The sequence below is a fragment of the Rhodococcus sp. KBS0724 genome (assembly GCF_005938745.2).
Lineage (GTDB): Bacteria > Actinomycetota > Actinomycetes > Mycobacteriales > Mycobacteriaceae > Rhodococcus_F.
In genome coordinates, this window is sequence record NZ_VCBX02000001.1 from 663,685 (window position 1) to 688,963 (window position 25,279).

Annotated in this window: 25 protein-coding genes; 13 read left to right on the forward strand and 12 right to left on the reverse strand. The window is 60.5% G+C overall.

The features are described from left to right. Positions 1–77: 77 nt before the first annotated feature. Positions 78–557 carry a nucleoside deaminase gene (locus FFI94_RS03050; protein ID WP_138871687.1) on the forward strand — a complete coding sequence of 160 codons (480 nt, stop codon included), beginning with the start codon at positions 78–80 and terminating at the stop codon, positions 555–557. Between the two features lie 58 nt (positions 558–615). On the opposite strand, the gene fadD5 is transcribed toward FFI94_RS03050, so the two are convergent. Together fadD5 and FFI94_RS03060 are read right to left on the reverse strand one after the other, a co-directional pair. After that, the gene (gene fadD5 / locus FFI94_RS03055) at positions 616–2,205 is read right to left on the reverse strand and encodes a fatty-acid--CoA ligase FadD5 (protein WP_138871688.1); all 1,590 of its coding nucleotides are present in this window, start codon (positions 2,203–2,205) and stop codon (positions 616–618) included. 20 nt (positions 2,206–2,225) lie between these two features. Continuing rightward, a complete protein-coding gene (locus tag FFI94_RS03060) occupies positions 2,226–3,002 on the reverse strand; it encodes an enoyl-CoA hydratase (RefSeq protein WP_138871689.1) in 777 nt (258 codons plus the stop codon). 241 nt (positions 3,003–3,243) lie between these two features. Between FFI94_RS03060 and FFI94_RS03065 the strand changes: the two genes are divergently transcribed. Both FFI94_RS03065 and FFI94_RS03070 read left to right on the forward strand, forming a co-directional pair. After that, positions 3,244–4,455: a TetR/AcrR family transcriptional regulator gene (locus tag FFI94_RS03065; RefSeq protein WP_138871690.1), complete on the forward strand. Its 1,212-nt coding sequence runs from the start codon at positions 3,244–3,246 to the stop codon at positions 4,453–4,455. 64 nt (positions 4,456–4,519) lie between these two features. Beyond that, entirely contained in the window at positions 4,520–4,954 is a 435-nt protein-coding gene (locus FFI94_RS03070) for an OsmC family protein (RefSeq protein WP_138871691.1), read from the forward strand. Here the strand turns inward: FFI94_RS03070 and FFI94_RS03075 are convergent. Together FFI94_RS03075 and FFI94_RS03080 are read right to left on the reverse strand one after the other, a co-directional pair. After that, entirely contained in the window at positions 4,929–5,411 is a 483-nt protein-coding gene (locus FFI94_RS03075) for a hypothetical protein (protein ID WP_138871692.1), read from the reverse strand. The two genes, FFI94_RS03070 and FFI94_RS03075, sit on opposite strands and share 26 nt — an antisense overlap. After that, positions 5,408–5,923, reverse strand: a complete 516-nt coding sequence (locus tag FFI94_RS03080) for a DUF4352 domain-containing protein (RefSeq protein WP_138871693.1) — start codon at positions 5,921–5,923, stop codon at positions 5,408–5,410. Before FFI94_RS03080 ends, FFI94_RS03075 begins: the two co-directional genes overlap by 4 nt. Positions 5,924–5,947: 24 nt before the next feature. On the opposite strand from FFI94_RS03080, the gene FFI94_RS03085 reads away from it, so the two are divergent. The 3 genes from FFI94_RS03085 (at position 5,948) to FFI94_RS03095 (ending at position 8,718) form a co-directional block, all read left to right on the forward strand. Continuing rightward, positions 5,948–7,303 carry a sensor histidine kinase gene (locus FFI94_RS03085; RefSeq protein WP_138871694.1) on the forward strand — a complete coding sequence of 452 codons (1,356 nt, stop codon included), beginning with the start codon at positions 5,948–5,950 and terminating at the stop codon, positions 7,301–7,303. Positions 7,304–7,339: 36 nt separating this feature from the next. Further along, on the forward strand, positions 7,340–7,993 hold the full coding sequence (locus tag FFI94_RS03090; protein ID WP_138871695.1) for a response regulator transcription factor: 654 nt from the start codon (positions 7,340–7,342) through the stop codon (positions 7,991–7,993). 95 nt (positions 7,994–8,088) lie between these two features. Next, complete coding sequence (locus tag FFI94_RS03095) at positions 8,089–8,718, forward strand: DsbA family protein (RefSeq protein WP_260683826.1); 630 nt, start codon at positions 8,089–8,091, stop codon at positions 8,716–8,718. A 47-nt stretch (positions 8,719–8,765) separates the two neighbouring features. Here FFI94_RS03095 and FFI94_RS03100 read toward each other — a convergent pair whose 3' ends face one another. The 5 genes from FFI94_RS03100 to FFI94_RS03120 form a co-directional block, all read right to left on the reverse strand. Beyond that, a complete protein-coding gene (locus FFI94_RS03100; protein ID WP_138873575.1) occupies positions 8,766–10,316 on the reverse strand; it encodes an ABC transporter substrate-binding protein in 1,551 nt (516 codons plus the stop codon). A 173-nt stretch (positions 10,317–10,489) separates the two neighbouring features. Beyond that, positions 10,490–11,656 carry an NADH:flavin oxidoreductase gene (locus tag FFI94_RS03105; protein ID WP_138871697.1) on the reverse strand — a complete coding sequence of 389 codons (1,167 nt, stop codon included), beginning with the start codon at positions 11,654–11,656 and terminating at the stop codon, positions 10,490–10,492. Then, entirely contained in the window at positions 11,653–12,951 is a 1,299-nt protein-coding gene (locus FFI94_RS03110; RefSeq protein ID WP_138871698.1) for an alkyl sulfatase dimerization domain-containing protein, read from the reverse strand. Before FFI94_RS03110 ends, FFI94_RS03105 begins: the two co-directional genes overlap by 4 nt. Beyond that, positions 12,948–14,237: a sulfotransferase gene (locus FFI94_RS03115; RefSeq protein WP_221937738.1), complete on the reverse strand. Its 1,290-nt coding sequence runs from the start codon at positions 14,235–14,237 to the stop codon at positions 12,948–12,950. The genes FFI94_RS03110 and FFI94_RS03115 overlap by 4 nt, the downstream gene beginning before the upstream one ends. 5 nt (positions 14,238–14,242) lie before the next feature. After that, positions 14,243–15,034 (reverse strand): SDR family NAD(P)-dependent oxidoreductase, encoded by a 792-nt coding sequence (locus FFI94_RS03120; protein WP_221937739.1) that lies wholly within the window; start codon positions 15,032–15,034, stop codon positions 14,243–14,245. A gap of 78 nt (positions 15,035–15,112) precedes the next feature. On the opposite strand from FFI94_RS03120, the gene FFI94_RS03125 reads away from it, so the two are divergent. Genes FFI94_RS03125 through FFI94_RS03145 form a run of 5 tightly spaced genes read left to right on the forward strand, consistent with a single transcriptional unit; the run spans position 15,113 to position 19,729 of the window. After that, the gene (locus FFI94_RS03125) at positions 15,113–15,724 is read left to right on the forward strand and encodes a TetR/AcrR family transcriptional regulator (RefSeq protein ID WP_138871700.1); all 612 of its coding nucleotides are present in this window, start codon (positions 15,113–15,115) and stop codon (positions 15,722–15,724) included. Positions 15,725–15,735: 11 nt separating this feature from the next. Next, the gene (locus tag FFI94_RS03130) at positions 15,736–16,518 is read left to right on the forward strand and encodes a 3'(2'),5'-bisphosphate nucleotidase CysQ (protein WP_138871701.1); all 783 of its coding nucleotides are present in this window, start codon (positions 15,736–15,738) and stop codon (positions 16,516–16,518) included. Then, complete coding sequence (cysD, locus tag FFI94_RS03135) at positions 16,515–17,420, forward strand: sulfate adenylyltransferase subunit CysD (RefSeq protein WP_138871702.1); 906 nt, start codon at positions 16,515–16,517, stop codon at positions 17,418–17,420. Before FFI94_RS03130 ends, cysD begins: the two co-directional genes overlap by 4 nt. Then, on the forward strand, positions 17,420–19,321 hold the full coding sequence (gene cysN, locus FFI94_RS03140) for a sulfate adenylyltransferase subunit CysN (RefSeq protein WP_138871703.1): 1,902 nt from the start codon (positions 17,420–17,422) through the stop codon (positions 19,319–19,321). The genes cysD and cysN overlap by 1 nt, the downstream gene beginning before the upstream one ends. Positions 19,322–19,366: 45 nt before the next feature. Next, positions 19,367–19,729, forward strand: a complete 363-nt coding sequence (locus FFI94_RS03145; protein ID WP_138871704.1) for a nuclear transport factor 2 family protein — start codon at positions 19,367–19,369, stop codon at positions 19,727–19,729. Here FFI94_RS03145 and FFI94_RS03150 read toward each other — a convergent pair. Beyond that, entirely contained in the window at positions 19,719–20,972 is a 1,254-nt protein-coding gene (locus FFI94_RS03150) for a GAF domain-containing protein (RefSeq protein WP_138873577.1), read from the reverse strand. The two genes, FFI94_RS03145 and FFI94_RS03150, sit on opposite strands and share 11 nt — an antisense overlap. A 37-nt stretch (positions 20,973–21,009) precedes the next feature. Then, entirely contained in the window at positions 21,010–21,789 is a 780-nt protein-coding gene (locus FFI94_RS03155; RefSeq protein WP_138871705.1) for an acetoin reductase, read from the reverse strand. 209 nt (positions 21,790–21,998) lie between these two features. Between FFI94_RS03155 and FFI94_RS03160 the strand changes: the two genes are divergently transcribed. Continuing rightward, the gene (locus FFI94_RS03160; protein WP_138871706.1) at positions 21,999–23,144 is read left to right on the forward strand and encodes a hypothetical protein; all 1,146 of its coding nucleotides are present in this window, start codon (positions 21,999–22,001) and stop codon (positions 23,142–23,144) included. Between the two features lie 43 nt (positions 23,145–23,187). Here the strand turns inward: FFI94_RS03160 and FFI94_RS03165 are convergent, their stop codons facing one another. Then, the gene (locus FFI94_RS03165) at positions 23,188–24,633 is read right to left on the reverse strand and encodes an MFS transporter (RefSeq protein WP_138871707.1); all 1,446 of its coding nucleotides are present in this window, start codon (positions 24,631–24,633) and stop codon (positions 23,188–23,190) included. 164 nt (positions 24,634–24,797) lie between these two features. Between FFI94_RS03165 and FFI94_RS03170 the strand changes: the two genes are divergently transcribed. Further along, the gene (locus FFI94_RS03170) at positions 24,798–25,253 is read left to right on the forward strand and encodes a MarR family winged helix-turn-helix transcriptional regulator (RefSeq protein WP_138871708.1); all 456 of its coding nucleotides are present in this window, start codon (positions 24,798–24,800) and stop codon (positions 25,251–25,253) included. Positions 25,254–25,279: the final 26 nt, after the last annotated feature.

Consider the following 25,279-nt stretch of genomic DNA (forward strand, 5'->3'; position numbering starts at 1 on the left):
GTACAGAGCAGTAAACGAGAACGGGCGGCACCATTACCGGTGCCGCCCGTTTTGTGTATCACGGGGAAGGCATACACATGAACGAAATCGAGATGGGCCACCTGCGTCGCTGCGTCGAATTGGCCACGGAGGCATTGGCTGAGGGTGACGAACCGTTCGGATCGGTACTCGCTGCCGCTGACGGGACTTTTCTCGCGGAGGACCGAAATCGAATTGCGGGAGGCGACAGCACCCGGCACCCGGAATTCGAGTTGGCGCGGTGGGCCGCGCAGTATCTGACTCCGGAAGAGCGCTCGACGGCAACGGTATTCACCTCCGGTGAGCATTGCCCGATGTGTTCCGCCGCGCACGCGTGGGTGGGACTGGGCCGGATCGTGTACATCTGCTCCTCAGCCCAGTTGGGCGAATGGCTCACCGAGTGGGGAGTGCCTCCGGCGCCGGTGAAGTCGCTGTCGATCAACGAGGTAGCGCCGAACATTCCTGTCGAAGGTCCGGTTTCGGAGTTGGTCCCGCAGGTGCAAGAGCTACATCGGAAGTTGCATTTGCGGAGCGTGTGAACGCGGACAGGAGAAACGGGCGGCACCTCGCTGGAGGTGCCGCCCTATTCATGTCAAGTCAGGAAACTGTGTCGACTGCTCGAACCTTCTCTCGTAGTTCGCCCTTGACGACCTTGCCGCTGGCATTGCGCGGCAGTGCTTCCACGACGACGATGTCCTTGGGGTGCTTGTACCTGGCGAGTCGATCACTGAGGAAGGTGCTCAGTTCCTCGATGGTCAGGTCAACAGCTGAACCTGGCGCCATCGCGATGATCGCGACCGGCACCTCGCCCCACTTGGCGTCGGGGCGTCCGACGACTGCGGCTTCGACGATCAATTCGTGCTCGTACAAAACGTTTTCGACCTCGGCGCAGTAAATGTTCTCGCCGCCGGAGATGATCATGTCCTTCTTACGGTCGACGACGTACACAAATCCTTCGTCGTCTACACGAACGAGATCGCCGGAGTGAAACCATCCACCGTGGAAGGCATCTGCGGTGGCCTGGGGGTTGTTCCAGTACTCGCTCATCATCGTTGGCCCGCGGTAGACAATTTCCCCGATGTCTCCTGCTGCGACGTCGTCCATGTTCTCGTCGACGACCCTGGCCGAGATGGTCGGGATGACCCGGCCGACTGATCCGAGCTTACGGATGGCGTCCTCACCGTCGAGTACGCAAGTGATGGGGGACATTTCGGTTTGCCCGAAGACCGCGACGTTGAACGCGTCGGGGAAGGTCTCGGCCATTGCCCGCAAGATCGTGTCCGACGACGGTGCGGCACCCCACGAGATGTTCTTGAGCGAGAGGGTGCGAGGTTGCGCCTTCTGCGCAGCGCACACTGCCTGCCACTGGACCGGGACGAGGAAGAGGCTCGTGACTTTCTCGGCTTCGAGGATGTCGAGAAGCTGACCGGGGTCGAATGCGCCCACCGGGTGGATCACCGTCGTAGTGCCGAGTTGCAGGCTGGGTGCGATGGAACCGAGAGCGGCGATGTGGAACATCGGCGAGGCACAGAAGCCGATGGAATCCGCGTTGAACAGGTGGAAGGCACGAATGCAGGTCAATGCTTGCGACGCGAGGTTGGAATGGGAGAGCACGGAACCTTTGGGGCGTCCGGTCGTTCCAGAGGTGTACATGATGAGCGCCGGCGTGTCGTCCGGGATGTCGACAAACGCGTGCTGCTCGCCCGCTTCGGTGATCAAGTCCTCGTAGTTCAGGCTGTCACCCTCGGCGGATGCGCCCACGGTGATGGAGATGTCGATGCCCTCGGACGCAGCGCGGGCCGCGCCGGCCAACGGAGCCAACGGGCCTTCCGCAACAATGACTTTGGAGCCCGAGTCGTTGACAAGGTAGGCGACCTCGGGCGGGGTCAGGCGGAAGTTCACCGGAACAGCGATCGCACCCAATGCGTTGGTGGCAAGAACGACTTCGAGGTATTCGGGGCGGTTGAGCATCAGGATCAGAACGCGGTCGCCGAAACTGACGCCGCGCCGGGAGAGCGCGTCTGCGAGTTTCTCGACGCGTGTGTCGAGGGTGCTCCAGGAGATGGAATTGCCCAGGAATCGCAGTGCGGTGCGATCGGGAATCATCTGCGCGTGCCTGGCGACCTGATTGTTCCAGTTGGTGCGGCGTGAACGCTGCGCCTCGGAGACTGCATCGGTGGAGGGCATCTACTGTTTCCTCTCGTGAATCACTTGAAGTGGGGTGCGCGTTTCTGAAGCATTGCTGTTGCGCCTTCGGCGAAGTCGGCTCCGACAAGAAGCTCTGCTTGACCAGCCTTTTCGAGTTCCAGGGCTGAGTCGATGCGATCGAGTGTTGCGGCGTTGAGCGCGGCCTTGGTGAGTTGAAGAGCGCGGCGGGGCGCTGCGCTGGTGCGCTTCGCGACGGACTCGATGTGTGCCGCGAACTGATCGTCGGGAAGGGTTTTGGCGACGAGTCCGAAGTGCGCTGCATCCGTTGCGGACAGGCGCTCACCCAGCAGGAGCATCTCGGCGGCTCGCGCTCGGCCGATCGCTGCCGGAATCAATGCACTGGCGCCGCCGTCGGACATCAGCCCGATGTTGACGAAAGACATGAGGAAATAGGCACTTTCGGCAGCGTAGGTCAGGTCTGCGGCGAGGGCGATGGAGACGCCGACACCCGCGGCAGGTCCGTTGACTGCGGCTATCACTGGTACGGAGGTGCTGGTGATCGCGCGGATCACGGTATTTGCTGTGTCCATGACGATCTGGGGATCTGTCGGCGTGGTGGTGACAGCGGCGAGGTCGGCTCCCGTGCAGAAGGCGCGGCCCGCACCGGTGATGACGATGGTGCGTACATCCGGGTTGTCGTCGGCGTCGGTGACCGCGGTGATGAGACTCTTCATGGTCTCGAAGTCGGCTGCGTTCATGCGTTCGGGACGGTTGAAGGTCAAACGCAGGATGCCGTTGTCGAGTTCTGTCCGGAGACCGGCTGTGGACGACGTCATGACGAGCTCGGGAAAGCGGTACAACACATGCGAATCATCAGCACACAACTTCCTTCTCGCGGTCGATCGGGTGAAATGTGTTCCTTTGTTGTAGAACGTAACTCGTGTTGCAGGAGGGTTCATTCCGTGATGAACTTTTCTCCAAGATTGTGCGAATATCGGTTAACATAACACCTCGAGTGGCCGTGTCAAGGGTGTTCGAAGAATCCGATACGGTATCTGTGAAACGAATGGAGGGTTCATGCCGGGACGCACACGCGTCGTCGCACGCGGCGATGAATCCACTTCGCGTACGCGGCCGAAGAATCGCAAGGCGCAGATCGCTGCGGTTGCGGCCGAAGCGTTCAGTGAGCGCGGTTACCACGCGGTGGGTATCGACGACATAGCGTCCGCGGTCGGGGTGTCGGGGCCGGCGCTGTACCGTCATTTCCCGACCAAGTACGCCTTGTTCGTTCACGCGGTCGAAAACCTGTCGCGGGCACTGCTCGATGCGGCTGATTCGGCGCACTGCAAGAGTGACGATCCACGACAACAGTTGCAATCCGTCATGGTTGCAGTCATCGGTGTCACCCTCGAGAATCGGCGTAGAGGTGCCCTCTATCGTTGGGAAGGCCGCTACCTCGAGAAGGAGGATCGCGAGAACCTGCGCCGCGAGGTGCATGCGTTGCGCCGACGGGTATCCGAGCCGTTGTCCGCGGTCCGTCCGGAGTTCGATCGCGCCGATCTCGACCTCGTCACGTCGGCGATCCTGAGTGCGATCGGTAGTATCACGGCGCATCGATCGGCATTGCCGCCCAAGCAGATCGAGTCGTTGATGCTATCCATCTGCTGGTCGGTGATCGATATGGAACTCCCACCGAGAGTTCCGTCGGTAGTGCCGTCGTCGGGTGGCAGGTCAATTTCGGGACTCGTTCGTACATCGAAACATGAAGTGCTGCTTCACGAAGCGGTTCTGCTTTTCTACCAACGGGGGTATCACGAGGTCAGTATCGAGGAAATCGGAGCCGCCGCCGGAATCACCGCGTCGAGTGTGTACCGGTATTTTCCGAGCAAGGCGGACCTACTCGCCGCAGCCTTTCACCGGGCCTCCGAACGATTGTCCGAGACGTTGGGCTCGGCCCTGGCGGAATCCGAGACTCCGTTGCAGGCGGTGCACACACTCGCGGAGCTGTACGTTGCCGTCTTCTTCGCTCAGAGTGAACTGCTTGTCGTCTATTTCGCGGAAGTCGGAAATCTTCCCGCTGACGCCGGCAAGGAGCTCCGGAAGATCCAGCGCCGCAATGTCGAGGAGTGGGCGCACCTGTGTGCCGACGCCCGGCCCGAACTTACTGTCGCGGCGGCTCGATTTCGTGTTCACGCGGCACTGGGATTGGTTCTCGATGTCGGCCGCGTCGTCCGATTCTCGGAAGCCGAACGCGTCGCGGCACTTCTGTCGGTGACACTTCTCGGATAGTCGCGGGTAGATTTCGAGTGGCAAGGCGTTTCAAAAAATCCGTACACGGAAGTAGGGACACCCAATGCCAACTCGTACCGCACGCACCGCCTGGAACGGCACCCTGGAAGCCGGATCGGGGCAGGTGGAACTCACCAGTTCCGGTGTCGCGACGTTCGACGTGTCGTTCCCCAAACGAGCAGCTGACGACGCCGGCGGGACCACCAGCCCGGAGGAACTGATCGCGGCAGCACATTCTTCGTGCTACGCGATGCAGTTGTCAGCGCTCATCGCCGAGGCCGGCGGAACTCCGCAGAGCCTCGATATCACCGCTGACGTGTCGTTGGGCCCCGACACCGTCGGTTTCAAGCTCACCGGAATCAAGCTCACCGTTCGCGCCGAGGTCGACGGCCTCGACGCAGACGGCTTTGCCAAGGTCGCGCAGGCAGCCAAGGAAACCTGCCCGGTCAGTAAGGCTTTGACAGGCGTCGACATCACCTTGGATGCAGCGCTGGACTGATTTTCTCGTGCTCGGGCGCCCCCTCCGGCGCCCGAGTGCGGTTGTGTGTGATGACCAGGTAGCTCGCGAACAGTATCGGGAGCACCCACAGATCCGAGGGATCGCGAAAGACCAGAATCGGCAGGATGTCTCCGCGAAATCCTCCCGCAGCCCACCGGAGAAACCCGATCACCCACTCGTACGCGTCGCCGACCGGCGCAACCATCTTCACTGCGGCAAAGCCGATTCCCGTGACTGCGATGGACCAGGCGATCGCTGCTCGACCCACCAGGCTGCGTCTGAGCACCTCGAGAACCGAGAGAAGAAGCAGTGGAAACAGAAACACTCCGGCGATGTCGGACAGCTTGCCGGTCAACGTGTTCCCGAAGGCGTCCTTGAGCACGTGGTCGTTGATCAGAATGATCGCCACCGAAACCAGCGCCCACGGACTCAGCAGCAGATCGCCCGGACGGTTCACGACAGGTTGATGGTTGCCGAGCCGGACGAGAACAGATCGCACTTGAACTGAAGACGCAGACCGGTGGCGGCTTCGGGGACCTCGTACGCCAGCTCGCCCCGCTTGGCTGCGCCCGGCGCGAGTTCTCCGTCGACACTCGACGTGCTGCTGTCGGTGAACGTGATGTTGTACGACTTGTTGGTCGAGTCCTGCAGTTCGAAGCACATCACCGATGACACAGTCGACGGCTTGTCGCTGTTGTTGGTGACTTCGGTGTCGACCACGACGTAGCGGTTTCCGGGATCAGCGGTGATGAACTGATTGGTCGAGACGTACGGATCGACGACGCCGTGTACCTGGACGCGCCAGTCACCGAGTTCGACGACGTCCCCGATACCGAAAGCGGCAGCAGGTGCGGCGGCCGAACCGCTGTCGTCGACCTTCTTCGCTTCGTCGGTCTCGCCTGAGGCGATGGTTGCGAACAGGGCTGCGCCGACGGCGAGGACGGCGAGGGGAGTGCGGAGTGATCGCATGATGTGTGCCTTTCGAGAGCGGGTATGGCACTAGTCAACGATGTCGGGGATGTCCTTCGCGTCAGCCGAAAGATCGGGTTGTCTCCTCCTTTCGGTCGGTGTTCGTGCGCGTGGTGGATCTATCGGCTGATTCGAGTAGTCGGTGGTGGTCGATACGCTTGCTCGGTGATCACTACCCGAGGAACTGCTGTGCGGCGACGCGTATGGACAACCGCCGCTGTCGCGTTCAGCATTTTCTGTTCGATCATGACGGCGAGCATCGCCGGCTCGTCGGGCAATGTGCCACCGGTGCTGGTCGGCATCGGGTTTGTTCTGGGCGCGGCCGGTGGGATATCGCTGGTGTGGCGCCATCAACGTCCCTGGGCGGTTCTGGCGATCACGCTGGTCGGTCCTCTGCTCTTTCCGACAGACGCGACGGCGGCGCTCATCGCGTTGTTTGCCGTTGCTCGAATCGCTCGCGGAAGTCGATTGGCGGCCGCGTCCGCCGCCGTGTACGTGGCATGCGGAATCTCCTTGACCTACGACGCTTTCCGGGATCGCGAGTTTTCGGTGCTCACAATCGGAACCGCTGTGCCGAAGGACGGCACCGAACTCGAGCAGTATGACCTGGCACTGTGGATTCCATGGCTGATCGCAGCCGTCATGGTCGCCGTCGTGCTGGCACTCTCGCTGCTTGTTCGTACCAGAACCGAACTCGTCGAGGCCGTGCACGTGCGGGATCTGGCGACGGAGCAGACCGATGCGATGCGCGACGAGATGATTCGCACCGAGGAACGCACTCGGATCGCCCGCGACATGCACGACACGATCGCGGCCAGTTTGAGTCGAATCTCGTTGTTTGCGGGCGGGTTACAGGTCAGCGCGTCCGATAATCCGGAGAAGGTCGTCAACACCGCGGCCATGATCCGAACCACGGCACACGAGGCTTTGGACGAATTGAAGGGCATCGTCGGAGTGCTCCGGGGAAGTGGTGATCGTCGTGAGCACGGTGGGCACCAGGGGATCGATGCGATCGGTGATCTGGTCAACGGTGCTCGCGCGGCCGGCATTCACTGCCGTCTGGAATCCGAACTGCTTCCGGGCGACGTGGGAATGTTGGCCGGTCACGTGTGTTATCGCGTCGTGCAGGAAGCACTCACCAATGTTCAGAAGTACGCGAGCGATCAAATGCTCGTCATCACCGTGAACGGCTCACCGCACGACGGAATTCGGATACTGGCACGCAACAAGCTCAGCGACCTGCCTCCGATGACGTCGATCGGTTCGCGTTCGGGTCTGCGCGGATTGGCCGAGCAGGCCCGCGAAATCGGCGGCAAGGTCGAGGCCGGCGCATTGGGGGAGGACTTTCTCGTCAGTTGCTGGGTGCCCTGGTTCGCTTAAATTCTGTCGGTGGCGCTCGGTAGCCTCTAACTCACCATGAACACAGACTCTCGGGTTACGACGCTGATCGTCGACAACGACGCCTGGGTGAGGCGCGGGATGAAAGACATCCTCGAAGCCACACCCGACATCGTGGTGGTTGCGGAGGCCGAGGACGGCGATCAAGTGCTCGCCAAGGTCACTCGATTTCGCCCGCACGTGGTCCTGATGGATCTCAAAATGGTCCGTGTTGGGGGCTTGGAAGCAACTCGCCAGTTGATGTTGATGCCCAATCCGCCCAAGGTCATCGCGATGACGGCATTCGACGTCGATGGCCTGGTCATCGCTGCAGTCGAGGCCGGCGCACACAGCTTCATGCGGAAAGACGCTGCACCCGAAGACTTTCAGCAGGCTGTGCGCGTCGTTGCAACCGACCATGCATTGTTCAGCCGGGATTCCCTACGGGCTATCGCCGAGTCCACTCCCCGTGAACCTGTTCGGGATCAGAGTGCGTTGGCGGTGCTCACCGACCGTGAACGCGAAGTTCTGGCGCAGTTGGCCACAGGTCTGGGAAACGGCGAAATCGCGGAGCGTATGTATCTCGGTGAAACAACGATCAAATCGCACGTCTCCTCGTTGTTCTCGAAACTCGGAGTCAACAATCGGGTGCGTGCGTCGCTGGTCGCGTACCGGTGTGGTCTTGTCTCGTAGCGTGATCTTTGTTGCAGTCGTGTGATGTGAGGACTAATCCCGCACGTGGTGTTGTTGCATCTTCGGTGACTGATCAAATTGTGATTGACCAAGACGTGACCATCGAAGTGTGGTCGGACATCGCTTGTCCGTGGTGCTACATCGGAAAGACCAGGTTCCTTTCGGCTCTGGATCGTTTCGAGAACAAGGACCGCGTCAACGTCATCTGGCGCTCGTACCAGCTGGCTCCGGAGACTCCGGTGGGCGAGGGACGCACCGAACTCGACGCTTTGGTCGAGATGAAGGGAATGGCGCCTGATCAGGTACGCCAGATGTTCGCCCACGTGAGTGCGACGGCCGCAGAGGTCGGATTGACTTTGGACTTCGAGACCGTGATCGCCGCCAACACTTTTGATGCGCACCGGCTGCTGCATCTTGCCGGTGAGCGACAGAACGAACTCCTCGAAGCGCTGTTCAAGGCTCATTTCAGTGACGGAAAGGTGATCGACGATCGCGAGGTGCTGGTAGATCTGGCTGTCAGCGTCGGTCTCGACGCCGATACTGTTCGTGAACAACTCGACTCCGATGCGGCCGCCGAGGCTGTGCGCGAGGATCTGTCCATGGCCCGCCAGCTCCAGGTCAGCGGCGTTCCGTTTTTCGTCGCCAATCGTGCGGTCGCAGTGTCCGGCGCCCAGCCGGAAGAGGTGTTCCTGCAGTTGCTCACGCAGGCTTCCGAGCCGGCCTGACGGTCACCGAGATCGTGTGCGATCTCGGCGACCGGAGTTCCGAGGCTCTAGTTCTTCCAGGCTTCGTCGAAGAGCATGATGCCGTCCATGCTCTGCTGCACTCCGTGCACGTTCTTGTTCCACACATCGAGCATCGGGGCATTACCCCAGACCTGCCACGGCACGGTTTCGTTAGCGCGTTCCTGGATTTTGGCGAGGACGGCTTTCTTGCCCTCATCTGTCGTAGCGACGCCTAACTCGTCCAGCAGGCTATCCATTTCCGCGTCGGAGTAGCCCGTAATGTTGTTCTTGGCACCAGTTTTGTTGTTGGTGTACAGACGCTCGAACGGATCTGCTTCCGTGAGGCTCAGTGCGCCGGTACTCATGTCGAAATCGCGGTCTGCGTAGAGACGCTTGACCAGATCGCCTGAACTCGTGACGTATTCGATCTGCGCGTCGAAGCCGACTGCATTGAGCATTGCCTGAACCCCGAGAGCTGTTGCCTGCGCGGACGGCTCCTGGATCGAGAGGAACGTAATCTTGCCGTCGTAACCGTCAGCCATGGCTTGGCCGAGCAGTTCTTTCGCCTTGGCCGGGTCGACACCGATGGGTGCGACATCGTTGTGCCAGCGCGAGGTGTCCTGGAAGATCACCTGGCCGGGCAGACCCTTGCCGTTGTTGACACGGGTGTTCAGCGTTTCCGGGTCGATGGCAAAAGCTATCGCCTGACGGACGCGCACGTCCGATCCGGGGCGACCCGGAGCCATGTTCACGTTCGAGATGTAGCCGAGCGAAGGAATGTCGATGAAGCCCGGGTTACCGTTCTCGATCAGGTCCAGGATCGGGGCGAGCGTACGCATGTATGCCACGTCGATGCCGCCGGTCTCGAGCGCCTCGGCCGTGGGCTGAGCGCCGACGATACTGATCAGCTTGAGCTTGTCGATCCTGGGTGCGCCGCCGTAGTAGTCGGAACGAGCCGCCAGGACAAGTTCCTCATTGGGAGCGAATTTTTCGAGCGTGAACGCACCGGCACCGATCGGGGTGAACTGATCACCCTGCTGCGCGCTCGGGGCAACGATCAGACCTGGTCCGGTAGCGAGCATCGACTGAATGCCTGTCCATGGATCGACGAGGTTGAAGACAACCGTCGACGCGTCCGGGGTGTCCATCGAGGCGACCTTGGCGGCCCAGAGATTTGACTGCGCCCCCTTGTTGGTGACGTAGCGGGTGATGCTGTCGGTTACGGCTTTGGAGTCGAAAGGTGTTCCGTCGCTGAATGTCACGCCGTCACGCAGTTTCAACGTCCAGGTCTTGCTGTCGACGCTCGGCTCGAGCGACTGTGCCAACTGCGGCACGAACTTCTGCTCGATGGGGTCATAGCGAACCAGCACGTCGTAGATCGCACTGAGCTCAGTGCCGCCCGTGGCACCGGCAACTTGAGCCTTGGCCGGATCCAACGTGGTCACAGCGGAGTAGCCGCTGAATGTCAAAGTGCCGCCCTTGGTTGGTGTGCCGGGATCGGCTTGCTCGTTGACCATGCCGATCTCCAAGGAAGAACTCGACTCCGCGGACTCGCCGCCACCACTGGTCGAGTTGTCGGCGCACGACGCCAGGAACATGCTAACGGTGATCGCCAAACCGAGCGCAGGCAATAGGCGGCCGCCTCGCGACTTGTGATTCGTTCGGGTCGCTCCCGAAAGCCGCCCAATCCGCACCGTGCGCGACTGCACTGCCTGTCGTTTCACTTTTCCCACAGGAATTCATACCTTTCAAAGGTGTCGAAACGGGTCGATCAGGGGCGCAACACGCAGCGAGTTCCCCCGTAGATCGTGGTCATACATTTGTTGCAGTGGATGCACAGTGTCTGCCCGTGGCCTTCTTCCTCGATCGTCTTGATCAAGTCGGGTTCGCTGAGCAGGGCGCGACCCATTTCCACGAACTCGAACCCCTCACGCATGGCGAGGTCGATCGATTCCTTGCCCGTGATGCCGCCGAGCAATACCAGCGGCAGATCTACTGCCGCGCGGATCTGGCGCGCATGGTCGAGAAGGTAGGCGTCGGTGTACGGGTAGGTGCGCAGGAAGTGCTTTCCCACCAGTTTGATTCCGAGCTTCTGCGGTTGCGGCATGAGTGCCCCGAACTCTCGCAGCGGTGCGTCGCCGCGGAACGTGTAGAGGGGGTTCTCGAGTGAGCTACCGGCAGTGAGCACCACCCCGTCCAGGGTGCAGTCTTCTTCGAGCCAGCGCACCAGTGTGATTGCTTCGTCGAGCCAGAATCCGCCGGGGACGCCGTCGTCCATGCTGATCTTTGCGAGGATGGCAATCTTTCCGCCCACAGCGTCGCGGACGGCCCGTGCGGTTCGACGCGCAAAGCGTGCCCGATTCTCCAAGCTTCCGCCATAGGAGTCGTTGCGGTGGTTAAGTTTCGGGCTCAGAAATGAGCTGATGAGGTAGCCGTGCCCGAAGTGCATCTCGATGGCGTCGAATCCTGCCTCGACCGCCTGTCTGGCCGCGTGGGCATGAGCGTCGACGATCCGATCGATGTCGGCCTCGGTGGCAGCTTCTGCGAAACTGATGGTCGTCAGATGGAAATGCCGACTCGGTGCAAGTGCCTTGCTGCCGATCGCTTTTGGTGGTGCGACGGCACCCGCATGTCCGATCTGCGCAGATACTGCCGCGCCTTCGGCGTGAATCGAATCGGTCAGCCGACGCAGACCCGGCGCGGTTTCCTCGGTCCACTGAATCTGCCCTGCGGATGTGCGACCTTCAGGCGCAACAGCGCAGTAGGCAACTGTTGTCATGCCGACACCGCCGGCGGCGAACTTGCGATGGAAGTCGATCAGTTCGTCGGTGACCACGCCTTTCGGCGTCATGCCCTCGAACGTGGCCGACTTTATGATTCGGTTCCGGAGCGTCGCCGGCCCCAACTGAGCCGGCGCGAAGGCGTCGAGTGTGGTCATCCGTTCGTATCCGATTCGGCGACAGTTGCTTCGAGCTTCTTGATCTGGTGTGCCAACCAGCCGGATTCCCAGAAGTTCGCCTCGGTGGACGGCTGCGTCAGCAGTTCCCGGTGGCAGGCCAGAAGGACGCGGGTAGCGGGCACGTTGTCGGGGGCGAATGCGAGAACAGCTTCGGACAGTGCGGTGGCTTCGACCACCGCGCCTTCGGCAAGTCTCGTTTCGGCGAGTTCGATCGCACGCTCCACCCCGGCCAGTTCGACGAGATCAGCCAAAGTCTTCGCCCGTGGCAGATCGTAGAGCGCGGTGGTGGAGTCGTGATGGAACCAACCCAGGTAGGTTTCCCAAATGGTTTTGACGCCCCATTTGACTTGACCGTAGCCCTGCCCGACGTAAAGAGCTGGCGGCAAGGTGATTTCGCGCATCAATGTTTCGACGGACTTGCCTGCGTTGATTCCGTCGAGCGTGGTTCGGTGCACGTAGTCGACGGCGTCGTACATCCGCTTCAGGACTGCGTCGATCAACTCTTCTCCCTCGATGGGCTCGCCGCGGCCGGTGATCAGGGTTTTCGGACGCAGATCCCGCAGTTTCCGAATCGTCTGGAGATACGGTTCGGCAAAGCGGTATCGCTGCCCGCGAACGGTATTGAGGTTGGGGAAGTGACCGAAGAGAGGGCCGAGCAGGTTGCTGATCATCGCGATGCGATGCTGAGGGAGCCACACCATTGCGCCGTCGACCGTTTCGCCTACGCCGGAATACAATTCGATATCCAGTCCGCCGACCGTGAAGCCGAGACGATCTTTGAAAGTGAGATCCGGAACCGGCTCGTCCTGAGCATTCGACACCGACGGGAATTCTGTGGCAAAGCGTGCGACGGTGTCGGCGTCCCGGCCGAACCATACGGGTGCCCACTGGCGCATCCGCTTGATGACGCGCGCATCGTCGAGCTGAACGGACTGGTTCAGTTCGTTGGCCACGTAGACGGCGCCCGGCTCGCGAAAGGCGTGTACTCCTCCGACGTGATCGGTATGGCCCTGAGTGGTGATGATGTACCTGGTCGGCCCGGAGTAGATGTCGTCGAACAGCTTTCGATGATGCGGTCCCTCGAATCCGCAGCCGGTGTTGACGATAATTCGGCCCGCCGGTGTGACGATCATGTATGCCGAGCTGGTGCCGCCACTGCCGTAGATGAAATCGTTGATCTTGATCGCTTCATCGGTGTACTCAGGTTCGAGCAGGGTCTTTCCCGGTCGTTGTGCAATCAGATTGTCGACTTGATCGGCGATGTGCTGGTTCACAGAACCTCTACTTTCACTGGGAAGGCATCAAAATAGTTGGCAAATCGAGTGCGTAAATCGGCCGGTTCACGGCCGAAGTCTGCGCGCAGGTCGTAAACAACCTGACCGTTGGAGCCGCGCCTGTGGCGGGACATGTACTCGCGGATCTCTCTTCGAGCCTGCTCGGTCATTTCCAGGCCGGCGCGATTGTAGATTTTCTCGACTGTTCCCACGTCGTCCGCCATGAATTCGTCGAAATACACATCCACCCGCCGCTCTGCGGGAATCAGTGCAAGATCACGAGTTCCCGCGTCGAGCAGTCGGCTGACGCGGTCGATCCAGTAGTCGCACACTGCATCCAGATCGAGCGTGTGAAAGTTCATCCGAGCGCCGTAGCCGACCATCGTTGCGGCAGACTGAACTACCGACACTGGATCGCGGTGTGTCATCACGACCGTGGCGTCGGGGAAGGTGTCCATGAGTGGGCCGAGTTGTTCGAGGTGCTGCGGGCACTTGAGTATCCAGCGATTCGGACCTCGCTGCCACTGAAGGAGTTTGAGCATCGTCTTGATGAACTCGTAGTGTGGGCGCTGATCGTGGGAAAGATAGTAATCGCGCCAGCGAGGGGCCATGGACGACATCCACTCGAAGTTGTAACTCGAGAAATCGAGGCTTTCGAGTTCGAGTTCCTCGTGAATATGTTCCGGGTTCATCGGGTGCATTGCTGCCACCAGTGGGCTCTTGGCCTGCATCTGATCCCAACGTGCTTGGCTCCGAGTCAATCTCGGGTCGACGCCGTTTGCGTCGAGCTCGTCGCCGGCAAAGGGGACAGGTTCCTGGCTCTCCCAGAGCGGCAGCGACCGGAAGCGGGAATCGGCTGACATGAGGTTCAGGAGATGAGTGGTACCGGATCGCGGCAGTCCCACCACGATGATGGGAGCCACTACCTCCTCGTCGTGAATCTCGGGGTGGCGACGCAGTACGTCCAGCACTCGTAGTCGGTTGGCCGCGTAGCGGGTGCACGCCGAGTGAGTAACCATGCGCGAAACGGGTGACCGATTGGGATCGGCGTCGATCTCGTCCAGCCACAACGCAAGTCGTTCGCGGAAGTCGTCCGGACCGAAATCGTCCAGGCCTGTTTGTTCGCGGGCTGCGGCGAGAACGCTGTCCACGGACAGAGTGATCGGGTTCGCTTCGGCATATGCCCAGGTCTGCTGCTGGGACTCGGTGAGTACGGGGTCACGGAGGTCGGTGATGCGGAGGCGTTTCGGTGTGGTTTCCGCAGGCTGCGCAGTTGTCGACGGCACGGTCGTCATCCTTTGATCGAGTATCCGCCGTCGACGGGCAAGGTCTGCCCGGTGACGAACTGTGCGGCCGGGCTGGCGAGAAACAGTACGACGGGAGCGACGTCCGTCGACGGGTCTGCCCACCGGGCCATCGGTGTGCGATCGAGTGACGGTTTGCTGTGCTCAGGGCGCTGCTGGAGTCCCGCTGTCATCTTGGTTGCAGTCAATCCCGGGGCAATCGCGTTGACCCGAATCCCGTGCTCGGCCCAACTGGACCCCATTGTTTTGGTCATCTGGACGACGGCGCCCTTCGACGCGCCGTATCCGGGCACGACATCGACGGCGAAGTACGACGCCATCGATGCGACGTTGACGATGGAAGCGCCGCCGCTTTGCGTGCTTTCCTTGAGCAGTGGCAGGACCGCGGACGACATCCGGAACCCGCTTACGACGTTCACCGCGAGCGATTCTTCGAATACCTCTGGGTTCCATTCGCCCTTCTGGGTAAGCGTTTGACCTGCGTTGTTGACCAGTATGTCCAGCGTCGACAGTCCTGCGGCGACGTCAGCGATCTGTTCGCGATCGGTCATGACGCACTGTCGATACGTGAATGCGGAGAGGTCGTGCTCGTAGTCGTCGGCTGATGCCTTCGTTCCGGTGATCGTCACGTGTGCCCCGGCGTCGGCGAAGCGATGTGCAATAGCAAGTCCGAGGCCGTTGGAGCCTCCGGTCACGAGAACTCGGGAGGAAGAAAAGTCGAATGCCACAACACTTTTCGCAATGGAATCAGTTGCGCTGTCTTCGGTGCTCGATGTCATGAGGTGTGACAGTAGCCAGTTTGTGAACAATGTTCAATAGCTGTTGAACATTGTTTAACGAGCAGCTAGTGTGTGTGGATGAACGCAACGAACACCACGTCTGTCCGCGGAGATACGGAAGCACGGCGCCGAGGGATCCTCGATGCTGCAGCAGCCATCCTGGATGTGGGTGGCTACGCCGCACTGACGATTCGGAGCGTCGCCAAAGAAGCCGGTATGAGTCCCGGACTCATCTACCAGTACTTTGTCGACAAACGCGACATCTTTGCAGCTCTCCTCTTCGAGAGTCAGCAGGAGTTGACCGCGTTCATTGCCGAATTGCCACGCGATCAAGGCATATCGGCCTTGATCGCAGCTATCGTGCCTGAAACCACCAAGCAATGGGCCCGAGTTGGGCACGTGGCATCTGTGTGGCGAACGACCGAAGACGCTTCGAACTCCGACGGGCAAGCGGTCCAAGACTTACGACATTCCACCGAAGCACAATTCGCAGAGCTGCGGACAGCTCTCGAAGACGCAGCGGGTGCACAGGGACTTTCACTCCGTGAGGGACCTTCCCTGATCCCCTTCGTCTGGGCCGGCCTCATGGGGCTGGCCGACACCATCGTCAACAACTGGGCCCAAGACCTCGATCCGACGGAGTACATCACGTACTCGGCAGACGGGCTAGCGAGGGCAATTACACACTGACTGGAGCATCGATGACGCGAACTACCACGCATCATGACGACCCACCCGAAACGACGTGCGATACAACCGCTGCCATCGATATCAGCACTGCGGCAGGAGAACTGCTCCTCCGGTATCGCGAAGCGTTGACTTCCGACGACGTCGATCCCGTCGCATTCCGAAAGGGTGCAGACCGAGTCAGTCAGGAATTCATCGCTGGGGAACTGGCTCGCCGATTCAGCAGCGACGCAGTGCTCTCGGAAGAATCCCCTGACAATGCCGTGCGGCTCGGTGCGTCACGCGTCTGGATCGTCGACCCACTCGACGGAACCCGCGAGTTCGGTGAGATCGGCCGCAGTGACTGGGCTGTGCACGTTGCATTGTTCGAGAACGGCTCTCTTACAGCAGGAGCCGTGGCGCTCCCAGGTCTGGGAACAACGCACTCGAGTAAAGACCCGATACCGCAGTTCGGCATCGTGCCGTCCAGCCCTCGGGTTGTCGTGAGTCGCACCCGCAGGCCCGAGCCGGTGATGGCACTGGCGTGTGCGTTGGATGCCGAGTTGATCGAGATGGGTTCGGCCGGAGCCAAAGCCATGGCGGTGGTGCGCGGCGACGCGGATATCTACGCTCACTCCGGTGGACAGTACGAGTGGGATTCCGCCGCTCCTGTTGCCGTGGCTCAGGCTGCAGGCCTGCATGTTTCACGAATCGACGGCTCTGCTCTGCACTACAACCAATCAAATCCCTGGTTGCCGGACTTGTTGATCTGCCGCCCCGAGCTCGCGGCTACCGCATTGGAGGTGCTGGGCCGATGACTACCGCGCTGACGCATCTCGAACGGCTCGAAGCCGAGAGTATCCATATCATGAGAGAAGCCGTCGCCGAGAGCGAAAACCCGGTGATGCTGTACTCGGTGGGCAAGGACAGTGCTGTCATGTTGCACTTGGCCCGCAAGGCTTTCTATCCGTCAAAGCTGCCCTTCCCGCTACTGCACGTCGACACGACGTGGAAGTTCCGCGAGATGTACAAACTCCGCGACGAGACTGCAGCCGCAACTGATCTCGACTTGCTCGTGTACAAGAATCCCGAATGCGTGGAGAAGGCAATCAATCCGTTCACTCACGGATCCGCGGTGCACACCGACATGTGGAAGACCGAGGGCCTCAAACAAGCCCTCGATCACTACAAGTTTGACGCAGCGTTCGGCGGCGCCCGCCGTGACGAGGAGAAATCCCGCGCCAAGGAACGGATCTTCTCGATCCGATCAGCAGCGCACCGCTGGGATCCGAAACAGCAGCGGCCGGAGTTGTGGCGGATGTACAACGTCCGCAAATCGCCGGGAGAGAGCCTGCGGGTCTTCCCGCTCTCGAACTGGACCGAGCTGGATGTGTGGGAATACATACGCCAGGAAGAGATTCCGATCGTTCCGCTGTACTTTGCCGACAAGCGTCCCGTCGTCGAACGCGACGGCGCACTGATCATGGTCGACGACGATCGGATGCCGTTGCTGCCGGGAGAAACTCCGGAACTCAAGAGTGTTCGGTTCCGCACCCTCGGCTGCTATCCGCTGACCGGCGCTGTCGAGTCGACCGCCACCAGCTTGACCGAGATCATCTCGGAGATGTTGTTGACCACCACTTCCGAACGCCAGGGGAGAGTCATCGATCACGACTCGAGCGCGTCGATGGAGAAGAAGAAGCAAGAAGGGTACTTCTGATGACTCATCCATCCGAACTCATTGTCAACGACATCGAGCAGTATCTCGAGTTGCATGCCAACAAGACGATGCTGCGCTTCATTACGTGCGGTAGCGTCGACGACGGCAAGAGTACGCTCATCGGTCGGTTGCTCTACGAGTCGAAACTGGTGTTCGAAGACCAACTTTCGGCTCTGGAGAACGACTCGCGCAAGGTCGGCACCCAGGGCGAAGGACTCGATTTTGCCCTCCTCGTCGACGGTCTGGCGGCCGAACGTGAGCAGGGCATCACGATCGATGTCGCCTACCGTTACTTCGCGACCGAGCGTCGTAAGTTTGTTGTCGCCGATACTCCCGGCCATGAGCAGTACACCCGCAATATGGTCACCGGTGCGTCCACAGCCGATCTCGCGGTCATCCTCATCGACGCCCGCAAAGGTGTGCTGACTCAAACCCGCCGCCATTCGTACCTGGTCTCACTGCTCGGTATTCGACATGTAGTCATCGCCGTCAACAAACTCGATCTTGTCGACTACTCGCAGGAGGTATTCGACAACATTGTCGCCGAATACCGTGCTTTTGCAGACGAAATCGGTTTGAAGAGCGTCGTTCCGATTCCCATGTCGGCATATATGGGGGACAACCTGACCGAGCGCAGCGCGAATACCCCGTGGTACGACGGTCCGACACTTATCGATCACCTCGAAACTGTCGAGATAGACGATGATCTGCAGCAACGCGCGTTCCGTCTGCCGGTGCAATGGGTCAATCGACCAGACCTCGATTTCCGCGGCTTCTCCGGTCAGATCACCTCCGGCATCATCCGCCCGGGTGATCGAATTCGAGCACTTCCCAGCGGAAAAGAATCGACCGTCGCACGCATCGTCACGATGGACGGTGATCTCATCGAGGCCATCGCCGGCCAATCCGTGACCATCACACTGACCGACGAGATCGATATCAGTCGCGGCGACATGCTCGCTTCATCGGATGCGCTGCCCCCGGTGGCCGATCAGTTCGAAGCCCACGTGGTGTGGATGGGTGAAGCGGAGATGCTGCCGGAGCGTCCGTACCTCTGCCAGATCGGCACTATGACGGTCCAGGCTCGAATCACCAAGCCCAAGCACAAGATCAACGTCAACACTATGGAGAAGACGGCGACCGACACGCTTGCACTGAACGAAATCGGGGTCTGCAACCTGAGTTTCGACCGTCCGGTGCCATTCGACCCGTACACGGAGAATCGTGATACCGGTGGATTCATCCTCATCGACAGGTTGACCAACACGACCGTCGGCGCCGGACTCATCCAGCATTCCCTGCGGCGTTCGGACAACATCCACTGGCAGGCCGTCGATATCGACGAAAAGGCGCGTGAGACTCTCAACAGCCACAAGCCTTGCGTCGTGTGGTTCACCGGGTTGTCCGGCTCGGGTAAGTCGGCGATTGCCAACGAGTTGGAGCGGGGGCTCCACGCTCGCGGCTGCCACACCTATCTGCTCGACGGCGACAACGTTCGGCACGGACTCAACCGTGATCTAGGATTCACCGAAGCGGATCGCGTCGAAAACATCCGCCGCGTAACAGAAGTCGCTAAACTGATGGCCGATGCCGGACTGATCGTCCTCGCTTCGTTCATCTCGCCGTTTCAGATCGAACGTCAATCCGCCAAGGAAACCATCGGCGCCGATCAGTTCTTCGAGGTGTTCGTCGACACCCCGCTGGCTGTCGCCGAACAGCGAGATCCCAAGGGGTTGTACAAGAAGGCGCGCAGTGGTGCGTTGAAGAACTTTACCGGGATCGACTCGCCGTACGAAACTCCGGTCTCGCCGGATATTCGTATCGATACGACGTCATCGTCGACTCTCGATGCTGCTGATCGGATAATCCGGCATCTGCTCGAACGCGGAATCATTCACTGATTTCTCTATCTGCCGATAACTCAACCCTCAATTAAGGAGTCCTACATGCCTTCTCGCGACGATATCTGCGCCGTTGTCGACAGCTATGTCAAGCTGCTCGGATCGCACCAGATCGATGCGTTGATGGAATTGTTCCATCAGGGCGCTGTGCAGCACGAACCCGTTGGTGTACGTACCAATCGGGGTTTCGACGAGATTCGTGCATTTTTCGCCGAGAGCGAGGACACACCGTTCACGGTGAGTCTGCTTACCCCCGTCACCGTGGTGGGCAAGTTCGCTGCGATGCAAATGCGTGTCCAGCGTGAAGGTTTGGAGGACTTTGCATCCACAGACCTCTTCGAGTTCGACGACGACTGCAAGATCCTTTCGATCACTGCCGTACCCGATATCAAGGCCCTCATTCCCTGATTCGGGCAGCTCGAACAGCTGGAGCGCTCGAGAATGGAAGTAGATGCGCACCGATATCGGGGCACGAGAGCGTGACCTGCGCTGCATCGACAAACCGGTACGGCTGGGCTGCAACAACTCCAGCAAGATTCTTGCGTAGGCGGGACATCTCGGCCCGTACGGTTACCGTGCGGGCCGGGTCGTCGAACAGGTCCTGAGCTAATTGTGACGCCGTGCGCCCGCGTCGCTCCGATCCCAGGAGAAACAGAATTTCCGCATGGCGCTGGGTGGGGGAGTACGTCCATTCTCCCAACTCCGAAGACACGGTTACCGACATGTTCTCGGAATCGCGCAGATCGACGTGCACCGTGGGAGCCGCGACGGTGCTGCCGGTGGAGGTCGGCCTGATCAACCAGCCTCCGGGGAGCGGATCCAATTCGCACAATCCGAGGGCCGGGAACCATGTCCGGCCCGGAGTCAGCGCCGCGGGCAGCAGGATTCGTGTGCGATGCGGCAGCGAATCGACCGCCGCGACCCAGCCATGCGCATCGGTGACCAGTGCGGGTGATCCGCCACGTGCGAGCATCGGCGCTGCAACAGAACGCAATTGGTCGAGATTGTCACGGTGCTTGTCGCGCAGGTGGGATTGGGCGAGGCGTGCGACGGCGTCGACCAGTGCGAGGGTGGTGGGGTGAATGGTCTTGGCCGGCCCGCTGATGTCGACCACCCCGATCACCCGATCGTCGCGTGGATCTCGGATTGGCGCACCCGCGCAGGTCCACGGATGGTGGCTGCGCGCATAGTGTTCCGCCGAAAAGATCTGAACAGCCTGATGCGATACCAGTGCGGTGCCGATGGCATTGGTGCCAACGGAGTCCTCGGCCCAGTTTGCGCCCTCGATAAATCCGAGCCGCCCGGCCTGATCGAGTACTCGATTGGAACCGCTGCGCCACAGCACCGTTCCACGTATGTCGGCGACAACCATGATGTTCTCGCCGCTCGCAGTCACCGATTCGAGTCCGCGAGTCACGTCGTCGAGTACGTCGTACAGGCCGGATTCACGTCGACGCAGATCGAGTTCTGCAACATCCATCGACGGTTCGACTCGGCTCTGTTCTGGATCGACTCCCAGTTCGCGCAGTCGCTGCCAGGACTTGCGGATCACGTCGCGGGGACGGGCGGGGGATCGATCACCGGCCATCGTTGCGTCGTACACCGCGGCGAGGGTCCTCGCATAGTTGCGAGGATCCTCACCGGGTGGCATCGCGGGCTCGGGTAACCGCGTTGTGGGCGTTGCCATGTCAGCGATATACCAACCCTCCGTCGATGAGGCCGGCTTGGCCGGTCATGTAATCCGAGTCCGGTCCGGCCAGATAGGAGACGAACCCAGCGACGTCGTCGGGGGTCTCCGCTCGTCCCAAGGCAATGCCGCCGACAAACTTGTCGTATGTCTCCCCTTCCGGCGCACCGGTGAGTTCGGAGAATCGCTTGTCGATGGTGACCCACATATCGGTTCCCACAACTCCGGGACAGTACGCGTTGACGGTAATGCCATCCGACGCGTATTCCTTGGCTGCAGCTTGAGTGAGTGCCCTGACCGCAAATTTTGTTGCGCTGTACACGCCCAGCATGGCAAAACCGTCGTGGCCTGCGATGGACGATGCATTGATGATTTTCCCTCGCCGACCGAGTTCCTTGAACTTTGCGGCGCCGGCTTGAATGCCCCACAGCACGCCGTCGACGTTGACGCTCCAAATCTTGGCGACGTCTGAGGGAGTGACGTCGGACAGGGGGCCTACCAGGGCGATTCCCGCGTTGTTGACGATGATGTCGAAGCCGCCCAGTGTTGAATATGCGTGTTCAACACTGGCGTGCACCTGATCGCGGTCACTGACATCGGCGATGAACGTGGTTGTCCGACGGCCGATTTCGCGGATTTCGTCGGCGACGGCATCCAGCTTGGTCTGGTCGAGATCGACTAACGCGATATCCGCGCCGTCCTGTGCGAGTCGGAGTGCGATGCCACGTCCGATCCCTTGGCCTGCTCCGGTGACCAGTACAACTTTGCCGGTGATGCTCATATGCAGTGTCTCCTCGTTGGCGGGTTAGCCGATGAGTGAGTTATATGTGATGACGACCACACTATAGAAGGGTTGCATCGCGTTGCAAACCCGATCAATCGGACACCGATTGCAACCGTCGGCAACTCTCCCGGTGTCCGGTTCGACGCCTTCATAGTTGCGCGACCACTTCGCGAATTGCTTTGTGGCACAAACCGGGAGAAGAAGAAATGACTGCAACAGTCGATGCTGCGACAGGTTCGGGTACTCCGAGCCGTCTGCCCTCGCGCCGCTGGATTCCGTTCGGTGCTGCCAATCTTGTGATCGTTCTTGTTCTGGCTCTGGCGAGTTGGTATCTTCTGGCCGATCCGGTGACCAGTCCCTGGAATTTTTATCCGCTGCCGTTCAACGCGGCGCTGTTCTGGGCCATACTTTTTGTGGTGTTCATCGGCTTCAACTGCGAGTTTGCCGGATTCGACCGGCTACAGCAGCCGGCCAGGGGCATCGCAATCATGGCAGCGACAGCCGTGTTCTCGGTTGCGGTGACGTGGTTGCTCGCCAATGGAATCGGGAGTCTCTACCCGGACTTCGCGACCGATCGCGAAGGCGGTCTCGGTTACTTCGCCGGCGCCTTGTTTGTGCTGTTCGGGTTCGGGACCTGGGTGATGGTGGTACTGAACTGGCAGCACTGGCCGTGGACCGCCATGGAGATGAAGCAGCCGTTGGTGGGTATGTGCGAGATCGCGTTTGTGGCTGTGCCGACGCTCGCACTGTACTTCGTCTTCGGCTTGCCATCCGTGTCGCTGTCCGCAACCGATCCTCTGATGACCGTCGACACCGTGCTCGGGTGGTTCTACTGCGTTGTGGTGGTCGTGATCTTGACCGGTCAGACCCTCGACAATTGGCCGTGGCGACTGTTCGGTGGCGGCGGGAAAACAGCTCTCGCGGCCACAGTCGGCAATTTTGTACTGGGAACCGGGCTGTACTTCGTGGCATTGCCCGTCGTGAAGGTTCTGCTGGGAAGCGCTGCAGTTACCGAGTTGGGTGGCGTCGTGCATCAGTTTCCCGCGCAGCTCGGCGTGTGCTGGGCGTTCTGGATGATCTTCTGGGCCAATGCATTCGGAAACAAGCCCACGGGCTTCAGTGACGGGGTCAATCTTCTGGTCCGCGGTGTGCTCACGTTTGCCCTGGCGGTCGCGACGTTTCTGTTCTACTACCGATTTGGGGCGGAGCACATTCTTCACGAACCTGCAGTGGCCGACGGGTTGCACGGTAACGCACTGGGTTTCGTGGACTGGGCGGTGCTGTGGACACTGTTCTACGTCGTCGGTTTTCAGTCGCTGGGGCTTGGCCGCTTGAAGCCTGAATCCGTGTGAACCGGTTGCCCGCATCTGCATGCGGGCAACCGTCCTGCGTAGGTCAGACCTTCGTGAGAGGTGCTGACTCGGCGGTTTTTTCCTTCTGTGCCGCAGTCTTTCGTGCGGGAATCAGGAGCGTGAGAGCGCCGGCGATCAACGCGGCACCGCAGGCGATGAGTAGCCCGGTCCGGAAGCCGGCTTCCGTCGGCAGGGTGTGACCGGCGAAGTCCATACTCATCTGAGCCAGGACAACACCCACGACGGCGGCGGAGATCGAGGTGCCGACGGAGCGCATCAAGGTGTTGAAGCTGTTGGCCGACGCCGTTGCGGACGGCGGGACCGCACCCATGATGAGGGCGGGCATCGAGCCGTACGCAAGGCCGATTCCCGCATTGCAGATGCAGCTCACGATCAGCAATCCCCAGGTGGATCCCATGAGGAGCATCGACGATCCGTACCCCAGCGCGATGACCAGGGTTCCGAGCAGCAATGTCACCTTGGGGCCGCGGGCGGCGGAAAGCTTTGCGCCCGCGATGGAGACGGCCATCATGACAAAACCGCCTGGCGCCATCCACAGGCCCATGGCAAGCATCGACTGACCCATGCCGTAGCCGGTGGCGGCGGGCAATTGAAGAAGCTGGGGCAGAATCAGTGCCTGGGCGTACATCGCAAAGCCGACGGCAACCGAGGCTGCGTTCGTGAACAGCACCTGCGGCCTCGCGGTAATCCGCAGGTCCACCAGCGGGTCGTCGGTGCGAAGTTCCCACCAGCCCCAGGCAGCCAGGACGATAACGGTGGTTGCGAACAATCCGACGGTCGTTCCACTGCCCCAGCCCCAGTCTGCGCCCTTCGAGACGGCCAACAGGAGCGATATCAGGCCGACACCCAATCCGAGTGCGCCGATGAAATCGAATCGACCGCCTGAGTTGTGCACCGGAGTAGCGGGAACGAAGAACCAGATCAGCACGGCGATGATCACGCTGAGAACGGCGGAACCCCAGAAGAGGACGCGCCAGTTGGTGTGCTCGGCGACGGCAGCTGCCATGGGCAACCCGAGTGCGCCGCCGATGCCCATCGAGGAACTCATCAGCGCAATGGCGGAATGCAGTTTCTCCGGGGGGAGCAGGTCACGCAACGCGCTGATTCCCAAGGGGATCATGCCGACGCCGATACCCTGAAGTCCGCGGCCGATCACCATCGGTAACAGCGACGACGCCATGGCTGCGACAACCGACCCGGCGATCAGCGGGATCGAGCAGATCAGGATCATCTTGCGCTTGCCGTACAAGTCGCCGAGGCGACCGGATATGGGAGTTGCGACGGCACCGGCAAGCAGTGTTGCGGTGATGACCCACGATGCGTTGGACGCCGTGGTGTTCAACAGTTTGGGGAGGTCCGCGATCAGCGGTACGACGATCGTCTGCATAAGCGCGGCGACAATGCCCGCAAATGCGAGGACTCCGACAAGTCCGCCTGCGCGAACGTCGGGTTGGGTGGAATTCTCCACGCCCTTCTCCTTTTATTAAAGTAAAGAATCATTTACTATGCAAACGAGTTGCATCATGCAAGAGATGTGCAGCATGCATATTTGTTGTTCGCTGCATCGAGTTGTGCGTACCGTCTGGTCGAGATTCGGTGCTCGGATCGAGAATGGATCGGTAGAAGGACGGCATGGACAAGCCCACGCATTTGATCGAGTTCGAAACCATGTTGCTCGGGCGATACGTCAGCCTTCAGCCACCGCAGTACACGTATGGCCGCAATCAACTCGATCGCAGTGCCTACACCTTGCTCAGTCGCATCGACATGCAGGGCCCGATGTCGATCGGTGAACTCGGTGAGGCCTTCGGACTGGATACGTCGACGCTCAGCCGACAGACTTCGTCGATGGTGAATTCCGGACTGGTGCAACGTATTTCCGATCCAGATGGAGGAATGGCGCGAAAGTTTCGCATCACGGACGAGGGGATGAGCAGACTCCGTGCGGACCGGGCGAGAAACGTGGACGGACTGGATCAGGTTCTGGCTGATTGGGAACCCGAGGACGTGGCGACTTTTGCGATGTGGCTCCGGAAATTCAATTCCGATGTCGAGAGGTTTTCCGGGCGTCCCTGGCCGCGAACGTAGCGCGACTTTCACCGCGCACTTCGATT

What these genes read in the sequence shown, in the direction of transcription:
- FFI94_RS03090 (WP_138871695.1), top strand. Translation starts at nt 7,340, where the DNA reads ATGAACACAGACTCTCGGGTTACGACGCTGATCGTCGACAACGACGCC.
- FFI94_RS03150 (WP_138873577.1), bottom strand. Translation starts at nt 20,972, where the DNA reads ATGCCACCCGGTGAGGATCCTCGCAACTATGCGAGGACCCTCGCCGCG.
- FFI94_RS03060 (WP_138871689.1), bottom strand. Translation starts at nt 3,002, where the DNA reads ATGACGTCGTCCACAGCCGGTCTCCGGACAGAACTCGACAACGGCATC.
- FFI94_RS03070 (WP_138871691.1), top strand. Translation starts at nt 4,520, where the DNA reads ATGCCAACTCGTACCGCACGCACCGCCTGGAACGGCACCCTGGAAGCC.
- FFI94_RS03080 (WP_138871693.1), bottom strand. Translation starts at nt 5,923, where the DNA reads ATGCGATCACTCCGCACTCCCCTCGCCGTCCTCGCCGTCGGCGCAGCC.
- FFI94_RS03155 (WP_138871705.1), bottom strand. Translation starts at nt 21,789, where the DNA reads ATGAGCATCACCGGCAAAGTTGTACTGGTCACCGGAGCAGGCCAAGGG.
- FFI94_RS03145 (WP_138871704.1), top strand. Translation starts at nt 19,367, where the DNA reads ATGCCTTCTCGCGACGATATCTGCGCCGTTGTCGACAGCTATGTCAAG.
- FFI94_RS03105 (WP_138871697.1), bottom strand. Translation starts at nt 11,656, where the DNA reads ATGACCACACTCGACGCCTTCGCGCCGGCTCAGTTGGGGCCGGCGACG.
- FFI94_RS03170 (WP_138871708.1), top strand. Translation starts at nt 24,798, where the DNA reads ATGGACAAGCCCACGCATTTGATCGAGTTCGAAACCATGTTGCTCGGG.
- FFI94_RS03160 (WP_138871706.1), top strand. Translation starts at nt 21,999, where the DNA reads ATGACTGCAACAGTCGATGCTGCGACAGGTTCGGGTACTCCGAGCCGT.
- FFI94_RS03100 (WP_138873575.1), bottom strand. Translation starts at nt 10,316, where the DNA reads ATGTTCCTGGCGTCGTGCGCCGACAACTCGACCAGTGGTGGCGGCGAG.
- FFI94_RS03120 (WP_221937739.1), bottom strand. Translation starts at nt 15,034, where the DNA reads ATGACATCGAGCACCGAAGACAGCGCAACTGATTCCATTGCGAAAAGT.
- fadD5 (WP_138871688.1), bottom strand. Translation starts at nt 2,205, where the DNA reads ATGCCCTCCACCGATGCAGTCTCCGAGGCGCAGCGTTCACGCCGCACC.
- FFI94_RS03050 (WP_138871687.1), top strand. Translation starts at nt 78, where the DNA reads ATGAACGAAATCGAGATGGGCCACCTGCGTCGCTGCGTCGAATTGGCC.
- cysN (WP_138871703.1), top strand. Translation starts at nt 17,420, where the DNA reads ATGACTCATCCATCCGAACTCATTGTCAACGACATCGAGCAGTATCTC.
- cysD (WP_138871702.1), top strand. Translation starts at nt 16,515, where the DNA reads ATGACTACCGCGCTGACGCATCTCGAACGGCTCGAAGCCGAGAGTATC.
- FFI94_RS03065 (WP_138871690.1), top strand. Translation starts at nt 3,244, where the DNA reads ATGCCGGGACGCACACGCGTCGTCGCACGCGGCGATGAATCCACTTCG.
- FFI94_RS03085 (WP_138871694.1), top strand. Translation starts at nt 5,948, where the DNA reads ATGGCACTAGTCAACGATGTCGGGGATGTCCTTCGCGTCAGCCGAAAG.
- FFI94_RS03125 (WP_138871700.1), top strand. Translation starts at nt 15,113, where the DNA reads ATGAACGCAACGAACACCACGTCTGTCCGCGGAGATACGGAAGCACGG.
- FFI94_RS03130 (WP_138871701.1), top strand. Translation starts at nt 15,736, where the DNA reads ATGACGCGAACTACCACGCATCATGACGACCCACCCGAAACGACGTGC.